Source organism: Ruegeria discodermiae (assembly GCF_030758345.1).
Classification (GTDB): domain Bacteria; phylum Pseudomonadota; class Alphaproteobacteria; order Rhodobacterales; family Rhodobacteraceae; genus Ruegeria_C.
In genome coordinates, this window is sequence record NZ_JAVAMO010000012.1 from 119,793 (window position 1) to 136,584 (window position 16,792).

Sequence of the window (16,792 nt, forward strand, 5' to 3'; positions counted from 1 at the left end):
GAGAAGGCGCAAAACCCCATCCCTTCTTGACCGGAGCATTTGTGTGAACGACCCCCAGCCCGCCCCCAGCCTTTATGCTGCCAGGGAGCCCATTTTTCCCCGCCGCGTCTCCGGCACGTTCCGCAATCTGAAATGGATCATTCTGGCGGTGACGCTGGGCATTTACTACCTGACGCCCTGGATTCGCTGGGACCGGGGCCCAAGCCTGCCGGATCAGGCGGTGTTGCTGGATATGGCCAACCGGCGCTTCTATTTCTTCTGGATCGAGATCTGGCCGCATGAATTCTACTTCGTCGCCGGTTTGCTGATCATGGCCGGTCTGGGTCTGTTCCTGTTTACCTCGGCACTGGGTCGGGTCTGGTGCGGCTATGCCTGCCCACAGACCGTCTGGACCGACCTGTTCATTCTGGTCGAGCGCTGGATCGAAGGAGACCGCAACGCGCGACTGCGGCTGCACCGCCAGAAAAAGATGGATCTCCGCAAGGCCCGGCTGCGGCTGACTAAATGGGTGGTCTGGCTGCTGATCGGGCTGGCCACCGGCGGTGCTTGGGTGTTCTATTTTGCCGATGCGCCGACGCTGGCACGCGATCTGATCACCGGTCAGGCCCACCCCATTGCCTATACGACCATGGCGATCCTGACGGCCACCACCTTCTTTTTTGGTGGCTTTGCCCGCGAACAGATCTGTATCTATGCCTGTCCCTGGCCCCGTATTCAGGCCGCGATGATGGACGAGGATACGCTGGTCGTCGGTTATCGCGACTGGCGGGGCGAGCCGCGCGGAAAAGGTAAGCGGACTGCTGATAGTGAGTTGGGCGATTGCATCGACTGTATGGCCTGCGTGAATGTTTGCCCGGTGGGGATCGACATCCGCGACGGCCAACAGATGGAATGCATCACCTGCGCGCTCTGCATTGACGCTTGCGACGACATGATGGAAAAGATCGGCAAGCCGCGCGGGCTGATTGACTACATGGCGCTGTCGGACGAGGCCAATGCGCGCGCTGGCAAACCGCCTCGCAACATCTGGAAACATATCCTGCGGCCGCGCACGATCATGTATACGTCGCTGTGGTCGCTGGTCGGGGTCGGGCTGCTCTTTGCGCTCTTTATCCGCTCGGATATCGATCTGACCGTGGCACCGGTGCGCAACCCGACCTTTGTCACCCTCTCTGATGGCTCGATCCGCAATACCTATGACGTGCGGTTACGCAACAAGCATGGCGACGATCGTCCCTTCCTGGTGACGGTGAAGGGGGACCCGGCAATGCAGGTCGAGCTTGAGGGCGTGCCAGAGGGTTCGGTCACCGTCCCGGCCAATACTGCTCTGCTTCAACGCGTCTACATCGTGACACCCAAAGACGCGGCACCATCGGCGCAGGCCAATACCCCGGTTCGGATCTGGGTTGAGGATCTGACCAATGGCGATCGGGCTCACAAAGACACGACCTTTAACGGGCGAGGAAACTGATCATGGCGGAACGCAAGTTTACCGGCAAACACGCAGCGGCGGTCTTTATCGGAGCATTTGCGGTCATTATCTCCGTGAACCTGGTTCTGGCCTTCAGCGCGGTTCGTACCTTTCCGGGGCTTGAGGTCAAGAATTCCTATGTGGCATCGCAGCAATTCAACGAGAAACGCGATGCACAAGAGGCGTTGGGCTGGACCGTCGCGGCCGAAGCGGAGGGCGGCCTGGTGGTGCTGTCAATTATCGACCGCAACGGGCACCCGGTCGAGGTGTCAGAGCTGGAGGCGGTTCTTGGCCGCGCCACCCATGTGAAAGAGGATATGGCACCGGAGTTCCGTTTTGATGGCGCGGCCTATGTGGCCAAGGCCGAGCTGGGCAATGGCAACTGGAACATCCGCATGGTGGCCAAGGCTGCGGATGGCACGGAATTCAGCCAGCGCGTCGTGCTGCGGGTGAAAGGGTAATCGGTGACGGCTCAATTGCGTCCAACCGCCGCGGCCTGCCCGGCCTGCGTCGCCGCCCCGGCGCAAACGGTCGAATCGGCACCGCAGGAGGCGCGGATCGCGCTGTCGCTGCCGGGTATCCACTGTCAGGCCTGTATCGCAAATGTTGAACGTGCTCTGAATGCAGTGTCGGGGGTGGACAGCGCGCGGGTGAACCTGACGCTGAAACGCGCCATGGTCGAGGCAGCGCCAGACATGCAGGCCGCCGAACTGATCCCGGTTCTTGAGGCCGCCGGGTACGAGGCGCATGAGCTCGACCCGGGCGCAATCTCGGCCACGCAGACCGATCGGGCGGGGCGCGATCTGCTGATGCGGTTGGCGGTGGCCGGGTTTGCCTCCATGAACGTGATGCTGTTGTCGGTCTCGGTCTGGTCCGGGGCCAGTGACGCGACGCGGGATATGTTTCACTGGATTTCGGCGGCGATTGCGATGCCTGCGATTGCCTTCTCGGCCAAGCCTTTCTTTGTGAACGCCTGGAGCGCGCTGCGGGTGCGACGGCTGAACATGGATGTGCCCATCGTGCTGGCGATCCTGCTGGCGCTGGCCACGTCGCTTTGGGAAACCTCGCTGAGTGGCGAACATGCCTATTTCGACGCGGCGCTGACACTGACGTTTTTCTTGCTGGCAGGCCGATACCTGGATCACCGGACCCGCGCCGTCGCCCGCTCTGCCGCCGAAGAACTGGCCGCGCTGGAGGTTCATCGCGCGATCCGCCTGACAGACGCGGGCGAGGAGCAGGTTCCGGTGGCCGAACTGATGCCCGGCGATCTGGTGCTGGTGCGGCCTGGTGGGCGGATGCCCGTGGATGGTGAGATCGTCGAAGGGCGCTCTGAGATGGACCGCTCGCTGCTGACCGGTGAAACCCTGCCGGTCTATGCTGAGCCAGGGTTCGCTGTCAGCGCCGGTGAGGTCAACCTGACCGGGCCTTTGACTGTGCGCGCCACCGCCGTCGGCCAGGAGACCTCGCTGCATCGGATGGCCGATCTGGTGGCCATCGCCGAGTCGGGGCGATCGCGCTATACCTCGCTTGCCGACAGCGCCGCCAAACTTTATGCGCCGGGTGTACATATCTTGTCGGCGCTCAGCTTCCTGGGCTGGTATATCTATTCCGGCGATCTGCGCACCGCGCTTAACATTGCCGCCGCCGTTTTGATCATTACTTGCCCCTGCGCGCTGGGTCTTGCCGTGCCTGCGGTGACCACCGCTGCCTCGGGGCGTCTGTTCCGCAAGGGCATGCTGATCAAACACGCCACGGCGCTGGAACGGCTGGCTGAGGTTGACACTGTGGTGTTCGACAAGACCGGAACGCTCACGGCCGGAACCCCGCAGCTTGTGAACCTGAACGACATTCCCTTGCGCGATGCGCAGATCGCGCTGGCCCTGGCGCAGGCCTCGTCACATCCGCTCTCCATGTCGATCAGCGCCGCCGCCAAGGAGGCAGGGATCGCGCCCTTGGACGTCTCGGAAATCGAAGAGGTTCCGGGGTTCGGTACGCAAGGGCTCTACCAAGGTCAGCAGGTTCGGCTGGGCCGCGCCGCCTGGGTCGAGGCAGAGCCCGGTGCGCAGACCGCCGCCTGGCTGGCGGTTGGTACTGAAGCACCGTGCGCGTTCCTGTTCCACGACGCGCTCCGACCTGGTGCTGCAGAGGCGGTGACCGCGCTGCAGCAGGCGGGCAAGGATGTGCGGCTGATATCCGGTGATACACGCCCTGCTGTCGAGGCGCTGGCCGCCCGTTTGGGCATCAAGACCTGGCAGGCCGAGGCGCTGCCCGCAGACAAGGCGCAGCGGGTCCGCAACCTCACCGATCATGGCCATAAGGTGCTGATGGTGGGCGACGGGCTGAACGACACGGCTGCGCTCGCCGCAGCGCATGTGTCGATCTCACCGGCCTCGGCGCTGGATGCGGCGCGGGTGGCCTCGGATATCGTGCTGCTGGGCCATGACCTGTCGCCGCTGGCTGACGCCTGTAACACGGCTATTAAAGCCACGCGGCGCATCCGCGAGAATTTCCGCATCGCGACAGTCTACAACGTGATTGCCGTGCCGCTGGCCGTGGCCGGATTTGCGACGCCTCTTATTGCCGCATTGGCGATGTCTGCCTCTTCGATTACAGTATCGCTCAACGCACTGCGCTTGAGGTAAGTGATGAACATCCTGACCTATCTGATCCCGATTTCGCTGCTTCTGGGCGGCGCTGGTCTGCTGGGCTTCATCTATACCGTGCGCTCCAACCAGTATGACGATCCCGAGGGCGACGCGCGCCGTATCCTGAACGATGAATGGGACGACAAGCCCAAACCCTGACATACCTGCGTGATGGACCGCATCCTGCCCTTGAAATCGCCGCAATGCCCGGCTATGTCCCGCCCATCCGCTAGCAAAGAGACGTGTGCCACATGGCTATCACCAACCCGATCCAGTTCATCCAGCAGGTCCGCGCCGAGGTTTCCAAGGTCGTCTGGCCGACCCGCCGCGAGGTGCTGCTGACCACGGTGATGGTGTTCATCATGGCCGCCCTGACGGCTGTTTTCTTTGCGCTGGTTGATCTTGGCATTCGCAGCGGGCTGCAGGCGATCCTGGGCGCGTTCAACTAAACCAGACCCGGTTTCTGCCCGATCCCTCTTGCGTATCGGGGGCACTCGGAGTAGGTCAGCGCGACCCTTCGGGACGGGCGTGCGGCGATTCGAGTTGCGCGCCGCTTTTTGTTCCGGCAGGCATGAATTTAATCACAGGTGTCGCTCGGCAGCCGATCGCACCGCAGACAGGACAAGGACGGCAGGTTCATGGCGAAACGGTGGTACTCGGTCAGCGTTCTCTCGAATTTCGAGAAGAAGATCGCAGAGCAGATCCGCACTTCGGTCGCTGAGCTTGGACTTGAGGACGAGATCGACGAGGTTTTGGTGCCCACCGAAGAGGTGATCGAAGTGCGCCGGGGCAAGAAGGTCACGACCGAACGCCGCTTCATGCCCGGCTATGTTCTGGTGCATATGGAAATGTCCGATCAGGGTTATCACCTGGTCAACTCGATCAACCGCGTCACCGGGTTCCTCGGTCCCCAAGGCCGCCCGATGCCGATGCGCGACGCCGAGGTGAACCAGATCCTGAACCGCGTTCAGGAAGGCGAAGAAGCGCCCAAGCTGATGATCTCCTTCGAGATCGGCGAAAAGGTCAAGGTCAACGATGGCCCGTTCGAGGATTTCGACGGGATGGTCGAAGGCGTCGACGACGACAACCAGAAGCTCAAGGTCACCGTCTCGATCTTTGGCCGGGAAACCCCGGTCGAGCTGGACTTCACGCAGGTTACGAAGCAGAGTTGACAGCCAGACTCCTCTTTATGATTGTCCGTTAGCAACTCAACAGGAGATCATAATGAGATTGGCTTTTTTGGCTGGTTGTATCGTATTGGCCGCGTGCAATACTACCACCGGATCGAATACACCTGATCCGGCACCATTGGCTGTCGCACCCACGTCTGCTTCAGTGAAAACACGTTCCATGACGTTCAGTGCGGAAAACGATGGGGTGCCGGTCGCCGCTAGTTGCACTGTCCGTGGCCCGGAAATTGACAGGTCATTCGCAACGCCTGCCAAACTAGACATACCTGTCGATACTTCCGGCCGAGCCCTGATTTCTCATGTCAGCTGCGACGTGGCGGGAAAGCGAGTCGAAGCAAGCGATATTCCCGGACCAGAAACCAAAACCGTCAAAGCCAGGACTGGCGGGACGGGTCTTTTTGGCGACTCGGCTCTGTTGTTTGGACCGAGTGGCAATATCGTTCAGTATTTCGTTCGAAGCGTTGACGAAGGGGTTATTCGGGTGGGGCGTGCGCCTGATCCGTGACCTGATAGAGAAGGCGGTACCCGGCTTTGCAGTGTTTTTTTTGGTAACTGCCGCCCGCCACTTGCCAACACCTCCGTTCCGCTGTACACGCCGCCTCTATCGTCTTTGGGCGAGATTCTCTCGTGGGAGATTGCTGGGATCGCGATCCCGGATCGGACCACGCAACATAAACCGGGTGGGACGCGTCCTGCCTACGTTGAAAGGAAAACCAAATGGCCAAGAAGCTTGCTGGTACAATGAAGCTGCAGGTTCCTGCAGGTCAAGCCAACCCCTCTCCGCCGGTTGGTCCGGCGCTGGGTCAGCGCGGCATCAACATCATGGAATTCTGCAAGGCGTTCAACGCCAAGACCGCAGATTTGGAGCCCGGCGCGCCGTGCCCGACCGTGATCACCTATTATCAGGACAAGTCCTTTACCATGGACATCAAGACGCCGCCCGCGTCTTACTACCTGAAAAAGGCCGCCAAGCTGAAATCGGGTGCCAACAACCCCAGCCGCGAAATCGTCGGCACCGTTAGCACCAAGCAGGTGCGCGAGATCGCCGAAGCGAAGATGAAGGATCTGAACGCCAACGATATCGAAGGCGCAATGCAGATCATCCTGGGCTCTGCCCGGTCCATGGGCATCGAGGTGAAGTAAGATGGCAAAGCTCGGAAAACGCACCCGCGCCGCGCGCGAAGCTGTGGCTGGCAAGGACAACCTGTCGGTCGAAGAAGCCGTTGCTCTGGTCAAGGCCAACGCAACCTCGAAATTTGATGAAACCGTCGAGATCGCGATGAACCTCGGCGTTGATACGCGTCACGCGGACCAGATGGTGCGCGGCGTTGTTGGTCTGCCCAACGGCACCGGCAAGGCTATGCGCGTTGCTGTCTTCGCCCGTGGACCCAAAGCCGAAGAGGCGCAGGCCGCAGGTGCGGATATCGTTGGCGCCGAGGACCTGATGGAAACCATCCAGGGCGGCACTATTGAGTTTGACCGCTGCATCGCAACCCCGGACATGATGCCCGTCGTTGGTCGTCTGGGTAAAGTGCTAGGCCCCCGCAACCTGATGCCGAACCCCAAGGTCGGCACCGTGACCATGGACGTGAAAGCGGCCGTGGAAGCAGCCAAGGGCGGTGAAGTTCAGTTCAAGGCGGAAAAAGGCGGCGTTGTGCATGCCGGTGTCGGCAAAGCGTCGTTTGACGAAGGCAAGCTGGTCGAAAACATCCGCGCCTTCATCTCGGCCGTGGCCAAGGCCAAGCCCGCGGGCGCCAAGGGTACCTACATGAAGAAAATCGCGCTGAGCTCGACCATGGGCCCCGGCGTGACCCTTGATGTGGCCAGCGCCTCGAGCGAGTAAGCCAAAGCCATAAGGTCAAAGATCAGGTCCCCGGAGTGCCAGGTGCGCTCCGGGGATTTTTTATGCACTGCAATGGCCATTTCAGCCCGCCGAGACAGGAGCAGTCAGGGCCAGGCGCAAGCGGTGGAGCAGGCGTTGGGTTCTTTGGGTCTCGAACTCAGTCGGCTGATAGCTTTCCCCGGACACTTCCAGCCAATCCTTCAGCAGCCTTGCCCGGATGCAGAAGTCCAGAATATCCATGTCGATCGGGTGGCGGTAGCGGCGAAAGAACATATCCTTGTTCACCTTGAGGATACCGCTGCGATCCAGTTCCTGCCCGCGCTCGTCGCGAAACACATCCGCCTTTAGGAAATCGACGATGTCGTAGACTGCCGGTTTCTCGATCACCTCGGTGAAGTCCAGCCCGATCATGGCGCCTTGTCCGAGGATCAGGTTCAAGCCGTGAAAATCGCCATGCGAAAAGACGCGCAAAACGGGTTTGCCGCGCAATCGCCCGGCATCGGCGCGCATGATGTTCATCATCGCTTGCGTGTCATCAGCAATAGCGGGACCGGCAGTCTTGATCGATTCCCGAATGCTCTCCATCATCCATTGCGGCCAGAACGGCATCTGAGAGGGGTCCCGAAATCCGTGCAGGTCATGCAGCCACGACCCGGCCCGGCGGTAGACCTGCGCCACCTTGCTGTCATCGGGAGAGTTGTAGATCAGATCAACCGCCGTCGGTCGGTCGATGAACTCTGTAACGAAAAAGGTATTTCCCGGCGCGTAATAGATCGGGCGCAAGACCTCAGTGCTCTCGTTGGCTTGAAAATATGCGGATAACTCCTGCAGGACACCAAACTCGGCTTTCAGCCGCCCGGTGGCGGGGGATTCGGTGTCGATCTTCAGCGCATAAGCCTCGCCCCCGGCATCCACGCGCAGGACCAGACGTGTCTCGGGGAAGTTGCTGGAGCGATAGATGCAGTCGAAACTGGGGGTCGCCCCGCCAAGGCAGGCCCGCGCAAATTCCTCCACATAGGCCGAAGCAAGATGCGTTTCTTGTTGGGACAGGGTCGGCATTTCTGATCCGTGCTGCAGGCCGGGGAGGGGAGACAGCGGACTGAGCCGCTGCCGCCGGGGCAAATGGACAGGAGGCCCCGCGTGATGTCAATCTCACTTTGGGGGAATGAAAGTGGCGCGATATCGGCCTCTTGGCTTTTCGACCCGGACGAAGCGATGCAGGGTAGGGTGAGACACGCAGCGCAGGCGACCCATGGGAGGACAATATGAGCAAAGACACCCATCTGGCAGAGGTGCGATCCTTCTACGACAGCCATCCGATCAGTTTGCCGCAAATTCTGGAAAAACTGGTCCGGGACGGAGTCGATCCGCAGACCCTCACTGAGGATACGCTGCAAGCCTACGATCAGGACCATTATTCCGGCGTGGCGGCAAATGACGCGCTGGCGGAATTGGTGGGTCTTGCCGAAAGTGATCATGTTCTGGATATCTGCTGCGGGTTGGGTGGACCCGCGCGGTATCTTGCGCGTCACTATGGCTGCCGTGTGACCGGGGTGGATTTGACCGCCAGCCGGATCGAGGGGGCCGAGACGCTGACCGAGATGACAGGGCAGGCAGACCGTGTGACCTTTCTTTGCGCTGACGCGATGAACACGCCCTTTCCGGATGCCGAATTCGATGTGGCCGTCAGTCAGGAGGCGTTCTGCCATATCCCGGATAAGGACAAACTGCTACAGGAAGCGGCCCGGGTTCTGAAACCGGGCGGCAGACTGGCCTTCACAGATATCGTGGCCACCGACGCGACCTCAGCCGAGAAGCGCCAGCGGTTGGAAAGGGAGATGGCCTTTGCCGGGCTCTGTACGATCCCCGAATATTGTCAGCGGCTCGAAAGGGCCGGTCTTGCGGTGCAGAAGGCCATTGATCTGGGCGAGATCTGGCGCGACATCCTGATCGAGCGTCTGGCGATGTACCGCAGTCTGAAGGACCAGACGGTCGAACGTTTCGGTCAAGCTCATTTCGACAATTGGGACAGCGCCTATGCCTTCTTTGTCGATCAGTACCGAACCGGCGGTTTGAGCGGCGCGCGGTTCCTGGCCATCCGGCGCTGATGGCCGGGCTCTACGCCGGTTTTTGCCGAGTTTCGGATGGTTGGTCCGGTAGGTCATATTGTATAATGTGATGCCAAGGGGTCATTTTGCGCAATAAAACTTCCAGAGGGGTGGGGTATGCATAAGCAATGGGAAAAGCACTATTCGCAGGCCGCTTTGACCTTCGATCCAGCCAGGACCGAGAACCGGACGCTTGTGCAAATGTTCGAAGTGGCCGTACGGTCCTATGGCGATCGCCCCGCGCTAACAACCATCCTCCCGACCGGAGCAGACAGCACGATAACCTTTGCCGAACTGGACGCGCAATCGGATCAGTTTGCGGGCTATCTGCGCGAAGATCTGGGGCTTGTGGCTGGCGACACGGTAGCGCTGATGGCACCCAATTGCATCGGGTTTTGCGTGGCATCACTGGGCATCGCAAAAGCGGGTTGTATCAGCACCAATGTCAATCCGCTTTATACGGCGCAAGAGCTTGAGCACCAGTTGGTCGACAGCGACGCGAGGGTTCTGGTGATCATTGATCTGTTCGGTGACAAGGTGGATCAGGTGATCGGCCAGACCAATGTCAAACATGTCGTCACCCTGTCGCTGGTCGACTTTTTCCCAACGTTTAAGAAAGCCCTGCTTGGCTTTGTCCTGAAACATGTGCGCAAGGTCATACCGGACATGTCAACGCCGCATGTTCGGATGTCTCAAGCACTGGAACGGGGCCGTAAGTCCATTCAGGGCAAGAACGTTTCTGCCTATAGCGATCACATAAAGCCGACCGATACGGCCTTGTATCAATACACAAGCGGGACCACCGGGCGCAGCAAGGGTGCCGAGCTTTCGCATGAGGCGGTGGTGCTGAATGCCCATCAGGCGTTCCTGACGACTGAAAGCGAGATGGGAGACAGCGGTGAGACCGCCCTCGTCGTGCTGCCGCTCTATCACATCACCGCCTATGTGCTGCTCTTCGTCGCCGGCTTGCAAACCGGTGGGCACGGGGTGCTGGTGCCCAGCCCGCGCCCACCCTCAAACCTGAAAACAGCGTTTGAAAAATACAAACCCACATGGTTCATCGGGATCAACACATTATACGCCGCGATGATGGTTGAGCCTTGGTTCGATAAAAAGATGCTTTCGGATGTTCGCTTCTGTGGGTCGGGAGGAGCCGCGCAGCAGGTCGGCGTCGCCACCAAATGGCAGGATATGACCGGAATCAGCATCCATCAGGGATATGGGATGACGGAAATCGCGGGCGTTCTCACCATGAACCCGCCATCCGATAACCGCCTGGGCAAGGTTGGCATTCCCGTACCGGGGGCCGAAATCCGAATTGTGGATGAGGACGGCAAAGATGTTCCAACGGGCGAACCGGGTGAGGTGATCGCGCGCGGCCCGACATTGATGAAAGGATATCTCAATCGGCCTGATGCCACGGCTGAAACACTCCGCGACGGTTGGCTCTACTCCGGTGACATCGGTGTCATGGATGGGGACGGGTTCCTCGAAATCGTTGACCGCAAGAAGGATATGATCCTTGTCTCCGGCTTCAACGTATCGCCCAACGAGATCGAAGACGTGATTTCCACTGTTCCGGGTGTGGTTCAGGTGGGTGTCATCGGTATCCCCGACGAAAAATCCGCCGAAGTTCCCGCCGCCTTTGTCGTGCGCGGTGATGACGCTCTGACTGAGGACGCGATACTCGCAGCCTGCCGCGAGGTTCTGACAAGCTACAAGGTCCCAAAACAGGTTCATTTTGTCGATGAAGTCCCTGTGACCCTGTCCGGAAAGGTGCTGCGGCGAAAGTTGAGAGACGATTATCTGAAATAACCCGCAGACTGCGTGTCAAAGCGGGCCGATCTGTCACTTTACCTCTTGGAAACCCCGCCGCTCTGGCCTAAGTAGGGCTGCGGAATAAAGCGTGCGATTCGTCGTGCGCTTTATTTTGTTTCGTCCAAGACGGTGGGTGACCCTGCAAGGGGTCTTAATTTCCTGCCTGAGACGGGTAAAGACCAATGAGATCGAGGGCTAGACCTTCGGGCGAATTTTGGCTCAACCCCGTAACAACGGACCTGAACGCCGGGGCTTTGGCCACGGCAAATATGAGCCGGGATGTCCAACATCCCTAACTTGGAGAGAACTGTGGATAGAGCCCAGAAAGAGAAAGTGGTCGAGGAACTCGGCCAGATCTTTGAAAGCTCTGGCGTCGTGGTGGTTTCTCACTACGTCGGTCTGACAGTTGCTGAAATGCAGGATCTGCGCGCGCGTGCACGCGAAGCGGGTGGATCTGTGCGTGTTGCCAAGAACAGGCTCGCCAAAATCGCCCTTGAGGGTAAGCCGTGTGAAAGCATCGCTGACCTGCTGACGGGGATGACCGTTCTGACCTATTCCGAGGACCCCGTGGCAGCAGCCAAGGTGGCCGAGGACTTCGCCAAGGAGAACAAGAAGTTCGCAATCCTTGGCGGTGCAATGGGCGAGAACGCTCTGGACCGTGCCGGCGTCGAAGCCGTGTCGAAAATGCCGTCGCGCGAGGAGCTCATTGCTACCATCGCGGGCATGATCGGCGCACCTGCTTCGAACATCGCTGGCGCCATTGGCGCACCTGCAAGCAACATCGCAAGCATCCTTTCGACCATCGAAGAGAAGGCGGAAGCTGCGTAAGCGGTTGGCACTGAATGACCGGCGTGGGGTGCACACCCTGACGTTGGAACACACACTGTAAAACGGAAAGAGCTGATACAATGGCTGATCTGAAAGCACTCGCAGAAAGCATCGTGGGTCTGACCCTGCTGGAAGCACAAGAACTGAAAACCATCCTCAAGGACGAGTACGGCATCGAGCCCGCAGCAGGCGGCGCCGTTGTCATGGCTGGCCCTGCTGACGCCGGTGGCGCAGCCGAGGAAGAGAAGACCGAATTCGACGTCGTTCTGAAGAACGCCGGCGCTTCGAAAATCAACGTGATCAAAGAAGTCCGCGCGATCACCGGTCTTGGCCTGAAAGAAGCCAAAGAACTGGTCGAAGCCGGTGGCAAGATCAAAGAAGGCGTTGCAAAAGACGAAGCCGAAGAAGTCAAAGGCAAGCTGGAAGCAGCTGGCGCCGAAGTCGAACTGGCCTAAGTCAGGCGACAGGCGCATCCATTGCGCCGCAAAATTTGGCTGGGCCCGGAGAAATCCGGGTCCAGCCGAACCTGTCTTAGAAAGGGCTTTGCCGACAAAGCGTTTTCTAAGGCAGGGTTTTCGGATCGGGAGGCCGCCACTCGGGACGGTGGCCATGAATTGATCCGGACCTGCTGTCTCGTAGGGGCAAGCTACCGGGGCCCGACGGTAGTCTTGACCGCTGAGAACCTGAAAGGTGACATCTGACATGGCTCAAACGTTCCTTGGCCAGAAACGTCTTCGTAAATATTACGGCAAAATCCGCGAAGTTCTGGATATGCCGAACCTCATTGAGGTGCAGAAATCTTCCTATGATCTCTTCCTGCGCTCCGGCGATGCCGACATGCCGCTTGACGGCGAAGGCATCAAAGGCGTGTTCCAGTCGGTCTTCCCGATCAAGGATTTCAACGAAACCTCCGTTCTGGAGTTCGTGAAATACGATCTGGAGCGTCCCAAATACGACGTCGAAGAGTGCATGCAGCGCGACATGACCTACAGCGCGCCGCTGAAGGTCACCTTGCGCCTGATCGTGTTTGATGTGGACGAGGATACCGGCGCCAAGTCGGTCAAGGACATCAAGGAACAGGATGTCTTCATGGGCGACATGCCCCTGATGACTCCGAATGGCACCTTCATCGTGAACGGCACCGAGCGCGTGATCGTGTCCCAGATGCACCGCTCGCCCGGTGTGTTCTTTGACCATGACAAGGGCAAGACCCATTCCTCGGGCAAGCTGCTGTTTGCCTGCCGCATCATCCCGTATCGCGGCAGCTGGCTGGATTTCGAATTCGACGCCAAGGACATCGTCTTTGCCCGGATCGACCGTCGCCGCAAACTGCCGGTGACAACCCTGCTCTATGCGCTGGGTCTCGATCAGGAAGGCATCATGGATGCCTATTACAACACCGTGCCCTTCAAGCTGGAGAAGAAGAAAGGTTGGGTCACCCCGTTCTTCCCCGAGCGTGTGCGCGGCACCCGTCCGACCTATGATCTGGTCGATGCGAAATCCGGCGAAGTGATTGCCGAAGCGGGCAAGAAGGTCACCCCGCGCGCGGTCAAGAAGCTGATCGAAGAGGGGGCGGTTACCGATCTGCTGGTGCCGTTCGACCACATCGTTGGCAAATTTGTCGCCAAGGACATCATCAACGAAGAGACCGGCGCGATCTATGTCGAGGCCGGTGATGAGCTGACGCTGGAATATGACAAGGATGGCGAGCTGATCGGCGGTACGGTCAAGGATCTGATGGATGCGGGCATTACCGACATCCCGGTTCTGGACATCGACAACGTCAATGTCGGCCCCTACATGCGCAACACCATGGCAGCGGACAAGAACATGGGCCGCGATACTGCGCTCATGGATATCTACCGCGTCATGCGCCCGGGTGAGCCGCCCACCGTCGAGGCCGCCTCGGCGCTGTTTGACACGCTGTTCTTCGACGGCGAGCGCTATGACCTCAGCGCGGTTGGCCGTGTGAAGATGAACATGCGCCTGGCGCTCGATGCCGAAGACACGCAGCGCACGCTGCGCAAGGAAGACATCGTCGCCTGCATCAAGGCGCTGGTGGAACTGCGCGACGGCAAGGGCGATGTGGACGATATCGACCATCTCGGCAACCGTCGGGTCCGTTCGGTCGGCGAGCTGATGGAAAACCAGTACCGCGTCGGCCTGCTGCGCATGGAGCGCGCGATCAAGGAACGCATGTCCTCGGTCGAGATCGATACGGTGATGCCGCAGGACCTGATCAACGCGAAACCGGCTGCCGCCGCGGTGCGCGAATTCTTCGGCTCGTCGCAGCTCAGCCAGTTCATGGACCAGACCAACCCGCTGTCTGAAGTCACCCACAAACGCCGCCTCTCGGCGCTTGGCCCCGGCGGTCTGACGCGGGAACGTGCGGGCTTTGAGGTGCGCGACGTACACCCGACCCACTATGGCCGGATGTGCCCGATTGAAACGCCGGAAGGTCCGAATATCGGTCTGATCAACTCGCTGGCTACGTTTGCCCGCGTGAACAAATACGGCTTCATCGAAACGCCATATCGCGTCGTTAACAAAGGCAAGGTGACCGATGAGGTTCACTATATGTCGGCGACCGAGGAAATGCGTCACACCGTGGCGCAGGCCAACGCGACGCTGGACGGTGAGGGTCGGTTCATCAACGAGATGGTCAACACCCGCCAGGCCGGTGACTATACGCTGGCCCCGGTTGATGCGGTGGACCTGATCGACGTCAGCCCGAAACAGCTGGTCTCGGTCGCGGCCTCGCTAATCCCGTTCCTGGAAAATGACGACGCCAACCGCGCTCTGATGGGCTCGAACATGCAACGTCAGGCGGTTCCGCTTCTGCGGGCAGAGGCACCGCTGGTCGGCACCGGCATCGAAGAGGTCGTGGCGCGCGATTCCGGCGCGGCGATCATGGCGAAACGCGCGGGCATCATCGACCAGGTTGACGCCCAGCGGATCGTGATCCGGGCGACCGAGGATCTGGAACTGGGCGATGCGGGTGTGGATATCTACCGCATGCGCAAGTTCCAGCGCTCGAACCAGAACACCTGCATCAACCAGCGTCCGCTGGTGAAGGTGGGTCAGACGGTTGTGAAGGGCGAAGTTCTGGCCGATGGTCCGTCCACCGATATGGGTGAACTGGCGCTTGGCAAGAACGTGGTCGTCGCGTTCATGCCTTGGAACGGCTACAACTACGAAGACTCGATCCTGATCTCCGAGCGCATCGCGCGCGACGACGTCTTTACCTCGGTCCATATCGAGGAATTCGAAGTCGCCGCCCGTGATACAAAGCTGGGTCCGGAAGAGATCACGCGCGACATTCCGAACGTTGGTGAAGAAGCGCTGCGCAACCTCGACGAGGCGGGCATCGTCTACATCGGCGCGGATGTGGAGCCGGGCGATATTCTGGTCGGCAAGATCACTCCAAAGGGCGAAAGCCCGATGACCCCGGAAGAAAAGCTACTGCGTGCCATCTTTGGTGAGAAAGCCTCTGACGTGCGCGACACGTCGCTGCGCGTTAAGCCGGGCGATTTCGGTACCGTGGTCGAGGTGCGCGTCTTCAACCGTCACGGCGTCGAGAAAGACGAGCGTGCGTTGCAGATTGAGCGTGAGGAAGTCGAGCGTCTGGCCCGTGACCGCGATGACGAACTCGCCATCCTCGACCGCAACATCTATGCGCGTCTCAAGGGCATGATCCTGGGCAAGAAAGCCGTCAAGGGGCCGAAAGGCGTCAAGGCGGGCTCGGACATCACCGAGGATCTGCTGGATACACTGACCCGTGGTCAGTGGTGGCAGCTCGCGCTGGAAGACGAGCAGGATGCACAGGTCGTCGAGGCTCTGAACGAGCAGTACGAAGTGCAGAAACGTGCTCTGGACGCCCGTTTCGAAGACAAGGTCGAGAAAGTCCGTCGTGGTGACGACCTGCCGCCGGGTGTGATGAAGATGGTCAAGGTCTTCATCGCCGTGAAGCGCAAGCTGCAGCCGGGTGACAAGATGGCTGGTCGTCACGGGAACAAGGGTGTGATCTCCAAGGTTGTCCCGATGGAAGACATGCCGTTCCTGGCCGATGGTACCCCGGTTGACTTCTGTTTGAACCCGCTGGGCGTGCCGTCGCGTATGAACGTCGGTCAGATCCTTGAAACCCATATGGGTTGGGCCGCGCGCGGTCTGGGTCTGAACATCGATGACGCTCTTGGTGAATACCGCCGGTCCGGCGACCTGACCCCAGTGCGCGAGGCGATGAAGCTGGCCTATGGCGAGGATGTCTATGAAGAAGGCATCAGCGGCATGGAAGAGGATCGTCTGGTCGAGGCGGCGGGCAACGTGACCCGCGGTGTTCCGATCGCAACCCCGGTCTTTGACGGCGCCAAAGAAGCGGACGTCAACGACGCGCTGGTGCGCGCGGGGTTCTCGGAAAGCGGTCAGTCGGTTCTGTTCGACGGTCGCACCGGCGAGCAGTTTGCACGTCCCGTGACCGTGGGCATCAAGTACCTGCTGAAACTGCACCACCTGGTGGATGACAAGATCCACGCGCGCTCGACCGGGCCCTACAGCCTCGTCACCCAGCAGCCGCTGGGCGGTAAGGCGCAGTTCGGTGGTCAGCGCTTTGGCGAGATGGAGGTCTGGGCCCTGGAAGCTTACGGCGCCGCCTACACCCTGCAGGAGATGCTGACGGTGAAATCGGACGACGTGGCAGGCCGGACCAAGGTCTATGAGTCGATCGTCAAGGGCGAGGACAATTTCGAAGCGGGCGTTCCCGAGAGCTTCAACGTTCTAGTGAAAGAAGTCCGCGGCCTTGGCCTGAACATGGAACTCCTGGATGCGGAGGAGACGGAATAAGGGCTTTGCAAAGACCTTGGGAAGGCGTTTCGAAACGCCTTCCTCGTCCC

15 protein-coding genes are annotated in these 16,792 nt (G+C 59.9%); 14 read left to right on the top strand and 1 reads right to left on the bottom strand.

Annotation, left to right across the window (positions count from 1 at the left end; translation table 11 throughout):
* Positions 1-43 precede the first annotated feature (43 nt).
* The 9 genes from ccoG (at position 44) to rplA (ending at position 7,149) form a co-directional block, all read left to right on the top strand.
* Positions 44-1,471 carry a cytochrome c oxidase accessory protein CcoG gene (gene ccoG, locus Q5Y75_RS20615; RefSeq protein ID WP_306201100.1) on the top strand — a complete coding sequence of 476 codons (1,428 nt, stop codon included), beginning with the start codon at positions 44-46 and terminating at the stop codon, positions 1,469-1,471.
* Between the two features lie 2 nt (positions 1,472-1,473).
* The gene (locus tag Q5Y75_RS20620; RefSeq protein ID WP_306201102.1) at positions 1,474-1,932 is read left to right on the top strand and encodes a FixH family protein; all 459 of its coding nucleotides are present in this window, start codon (positions 1,474-1,476) and stop codon (positions 1,930-1,932) included.
* A 3-nt stretch (positions 1,933-1,935) separates the two neighbouring features.
* On the top strand, positions 1,936-4,113 hold the full coding sequence (locus Q5Y75_RS20625) for a heavy metal translocating P-type ATPase (protein ID WP_306201104.1): 2,178 nt from the start codon (positions 1,936-1,938) through the stop codon (positions 4,111-4,113).
* Between the two features lie 3 nt (positions 4,114-4,116).
* The gene (gene ccoS, locus Q5Y75_RS20630) at positions 4,117-4,275 is read left to right on the top strand and encodes a cbb3-type cytochrome oxidase assembly protein CcoS (RefSeq protein ID WP_306201106.1); all 159 of its coding nucleotides are present in this window, start codon (positions 4,117-4,119) and stop codon (positions 4,273-4,275) included.
* 92 nt (positions 4,276-4,367) lie between these two features.
* Positions 4,368-4,565 carry a preprotein translocase subunit SecE gene (gene secE / locus Q5Y75_RS20635; protein ID WP_306201108.1) on the top strand — a complete coding sequence of 66 codons (198 nt, stop codon included), beginning with the start codon at positions 4,368-4,370 and terminating at the stop codon, positions 4,563-4,565.
* 189 nt (positions 4,566-4,754) lie between these two features.
* Entirely contained in the window at positions 4,755-5,288 is a 534-nt protein-coding gene (nusG, locus tag Q5Y75_RS20640; protein ID WP_306201110.1) for a transcription termination/antitermination protein NusG, read from the top strand.
* 52 nt (positions 5,289-5,340) lie between these two features.
* Entirely contained in the window at positions 5,341-5,811 is a 471-nt protein-coding gene (locus Q5Y75_RS20645; protein WP_306201112.1) for a hypothetical protein, read from the top strand.
* 212 nt (positions 5,812-6,023) lie between these two features.
* Positions 6,024-6,449 carry a 50S ribosomal protein L11 gene (gene rplK, locus Q5Y75_RS20650; RefSeq protein ID WP_306201114.1) on the top strand — a complete coding sequence of 142 codons (426 nt, stop codon included), beginning with the start codon at positions 6,024-6,026 and terminating at the stop codon, positions 6,447-6,449.
* A gap of 1 nt (position 6,450) precedes the next feature.
* Positions 6,451-7,149: a 50S ribosomal protein L1 gene (rplA, locus tag Q5Y75_RS20655; RefSeq protein ID WP_306201116.1), complete on the top strand. Its 699-nt coding sequence runs from the start codon at positions 6,451-6,453 to the stop codon at positions 7,147-7,149.
* 81 nt (positions 7,150-7,230) lie between these two features.
* Here the strand turns inward: rplA and Q5Y75_RS20660 are convergent, their stop codons facing one another.
* Complete coding sequence (locus tag Q5Y75_RS20660) at positions 7,231-8,208, bottom strand: phosphotransferase (RefSeq protein ID WP_306201118.1); 978 nt, start codon at positions 8,206-8,208, stop codon at positions 7,231-7,233.
* 206 nt (positions 8,209-8,414) lie between these two features.
* Here Q5Y75_RS20660 and Q5Y75_RS20665 point away from each other — a divergent pair, with 206 nt between their 5' ends.
* The 5 genes from Q5Y75_RS20665 (at position 8,415) to rpoB (ending at position 16,742) form a co-directional block, all read left to right on the top strand.
* Positions 8,415-9,257, top strand: coding sequence for a class I SAM-dependent methyltransferase (locus Q5Y75_RS20665; RefSeq protein ID WP_306201120.1), 843 nt, complete (start codon positions 8,415-8,417; stop codon positions 9,255-9,257).
* Between the two features lie 117 nt (positions 9,258-9,374).
* Positions 9,375-11,072: an AMP-binding protein gene (locus Q5Y75_RS20670; protein WP_306201122.1), complete on the top strand. Its 1,698-nt coding sequence runs from the start codon at positions 9,375-9,377 to the stop codon at positions 11,070-11,072.
* A gap of 312 nt (positions 11,073-11,384) precedes the next feature.
* Positions 11,385-11,903, top strand: a complete 519-nt coding sequence (gene rplJ / locus Q5Y75_RS20675) for a 50S ribosomal protein L10 (RefSeq protein ID WP_306201124.1) — start codon at positions 11,385-11,387, stop codon at positions 11,901-11,903.
* Between the two features lie 80 nt (positions 11,904-11,983).
* Positions 11,984-12,358: a 50S ribosomal protein L7/L12 gene (gene rplL, locus Q5Y75_RS20680; protein WP_306201126.1), complete on the top strand. Its 375-nt coding sequence runs from the start codon at positions 11,984-11,986 to the stop codon at positions 12,356-12,358.
* A gap of 247 nt (positions 12,359-12,605) precedes the next feature.
* The gene (rpoB, locus tag Q5Y75_RS20685; protein WP_306201128.1) at positions 12,606-16,742 is read left to right on the top strand and encodes a DNA-directed RNA polymerase subunit beta; all 4,137 of its coding nucleotides are present in this window, start codon (positions 12,606-12,608) and stop codon (positions 16,740-16,742) included.
* Positions 16,743-16,792: the final 50 nt, after the last annotated feature.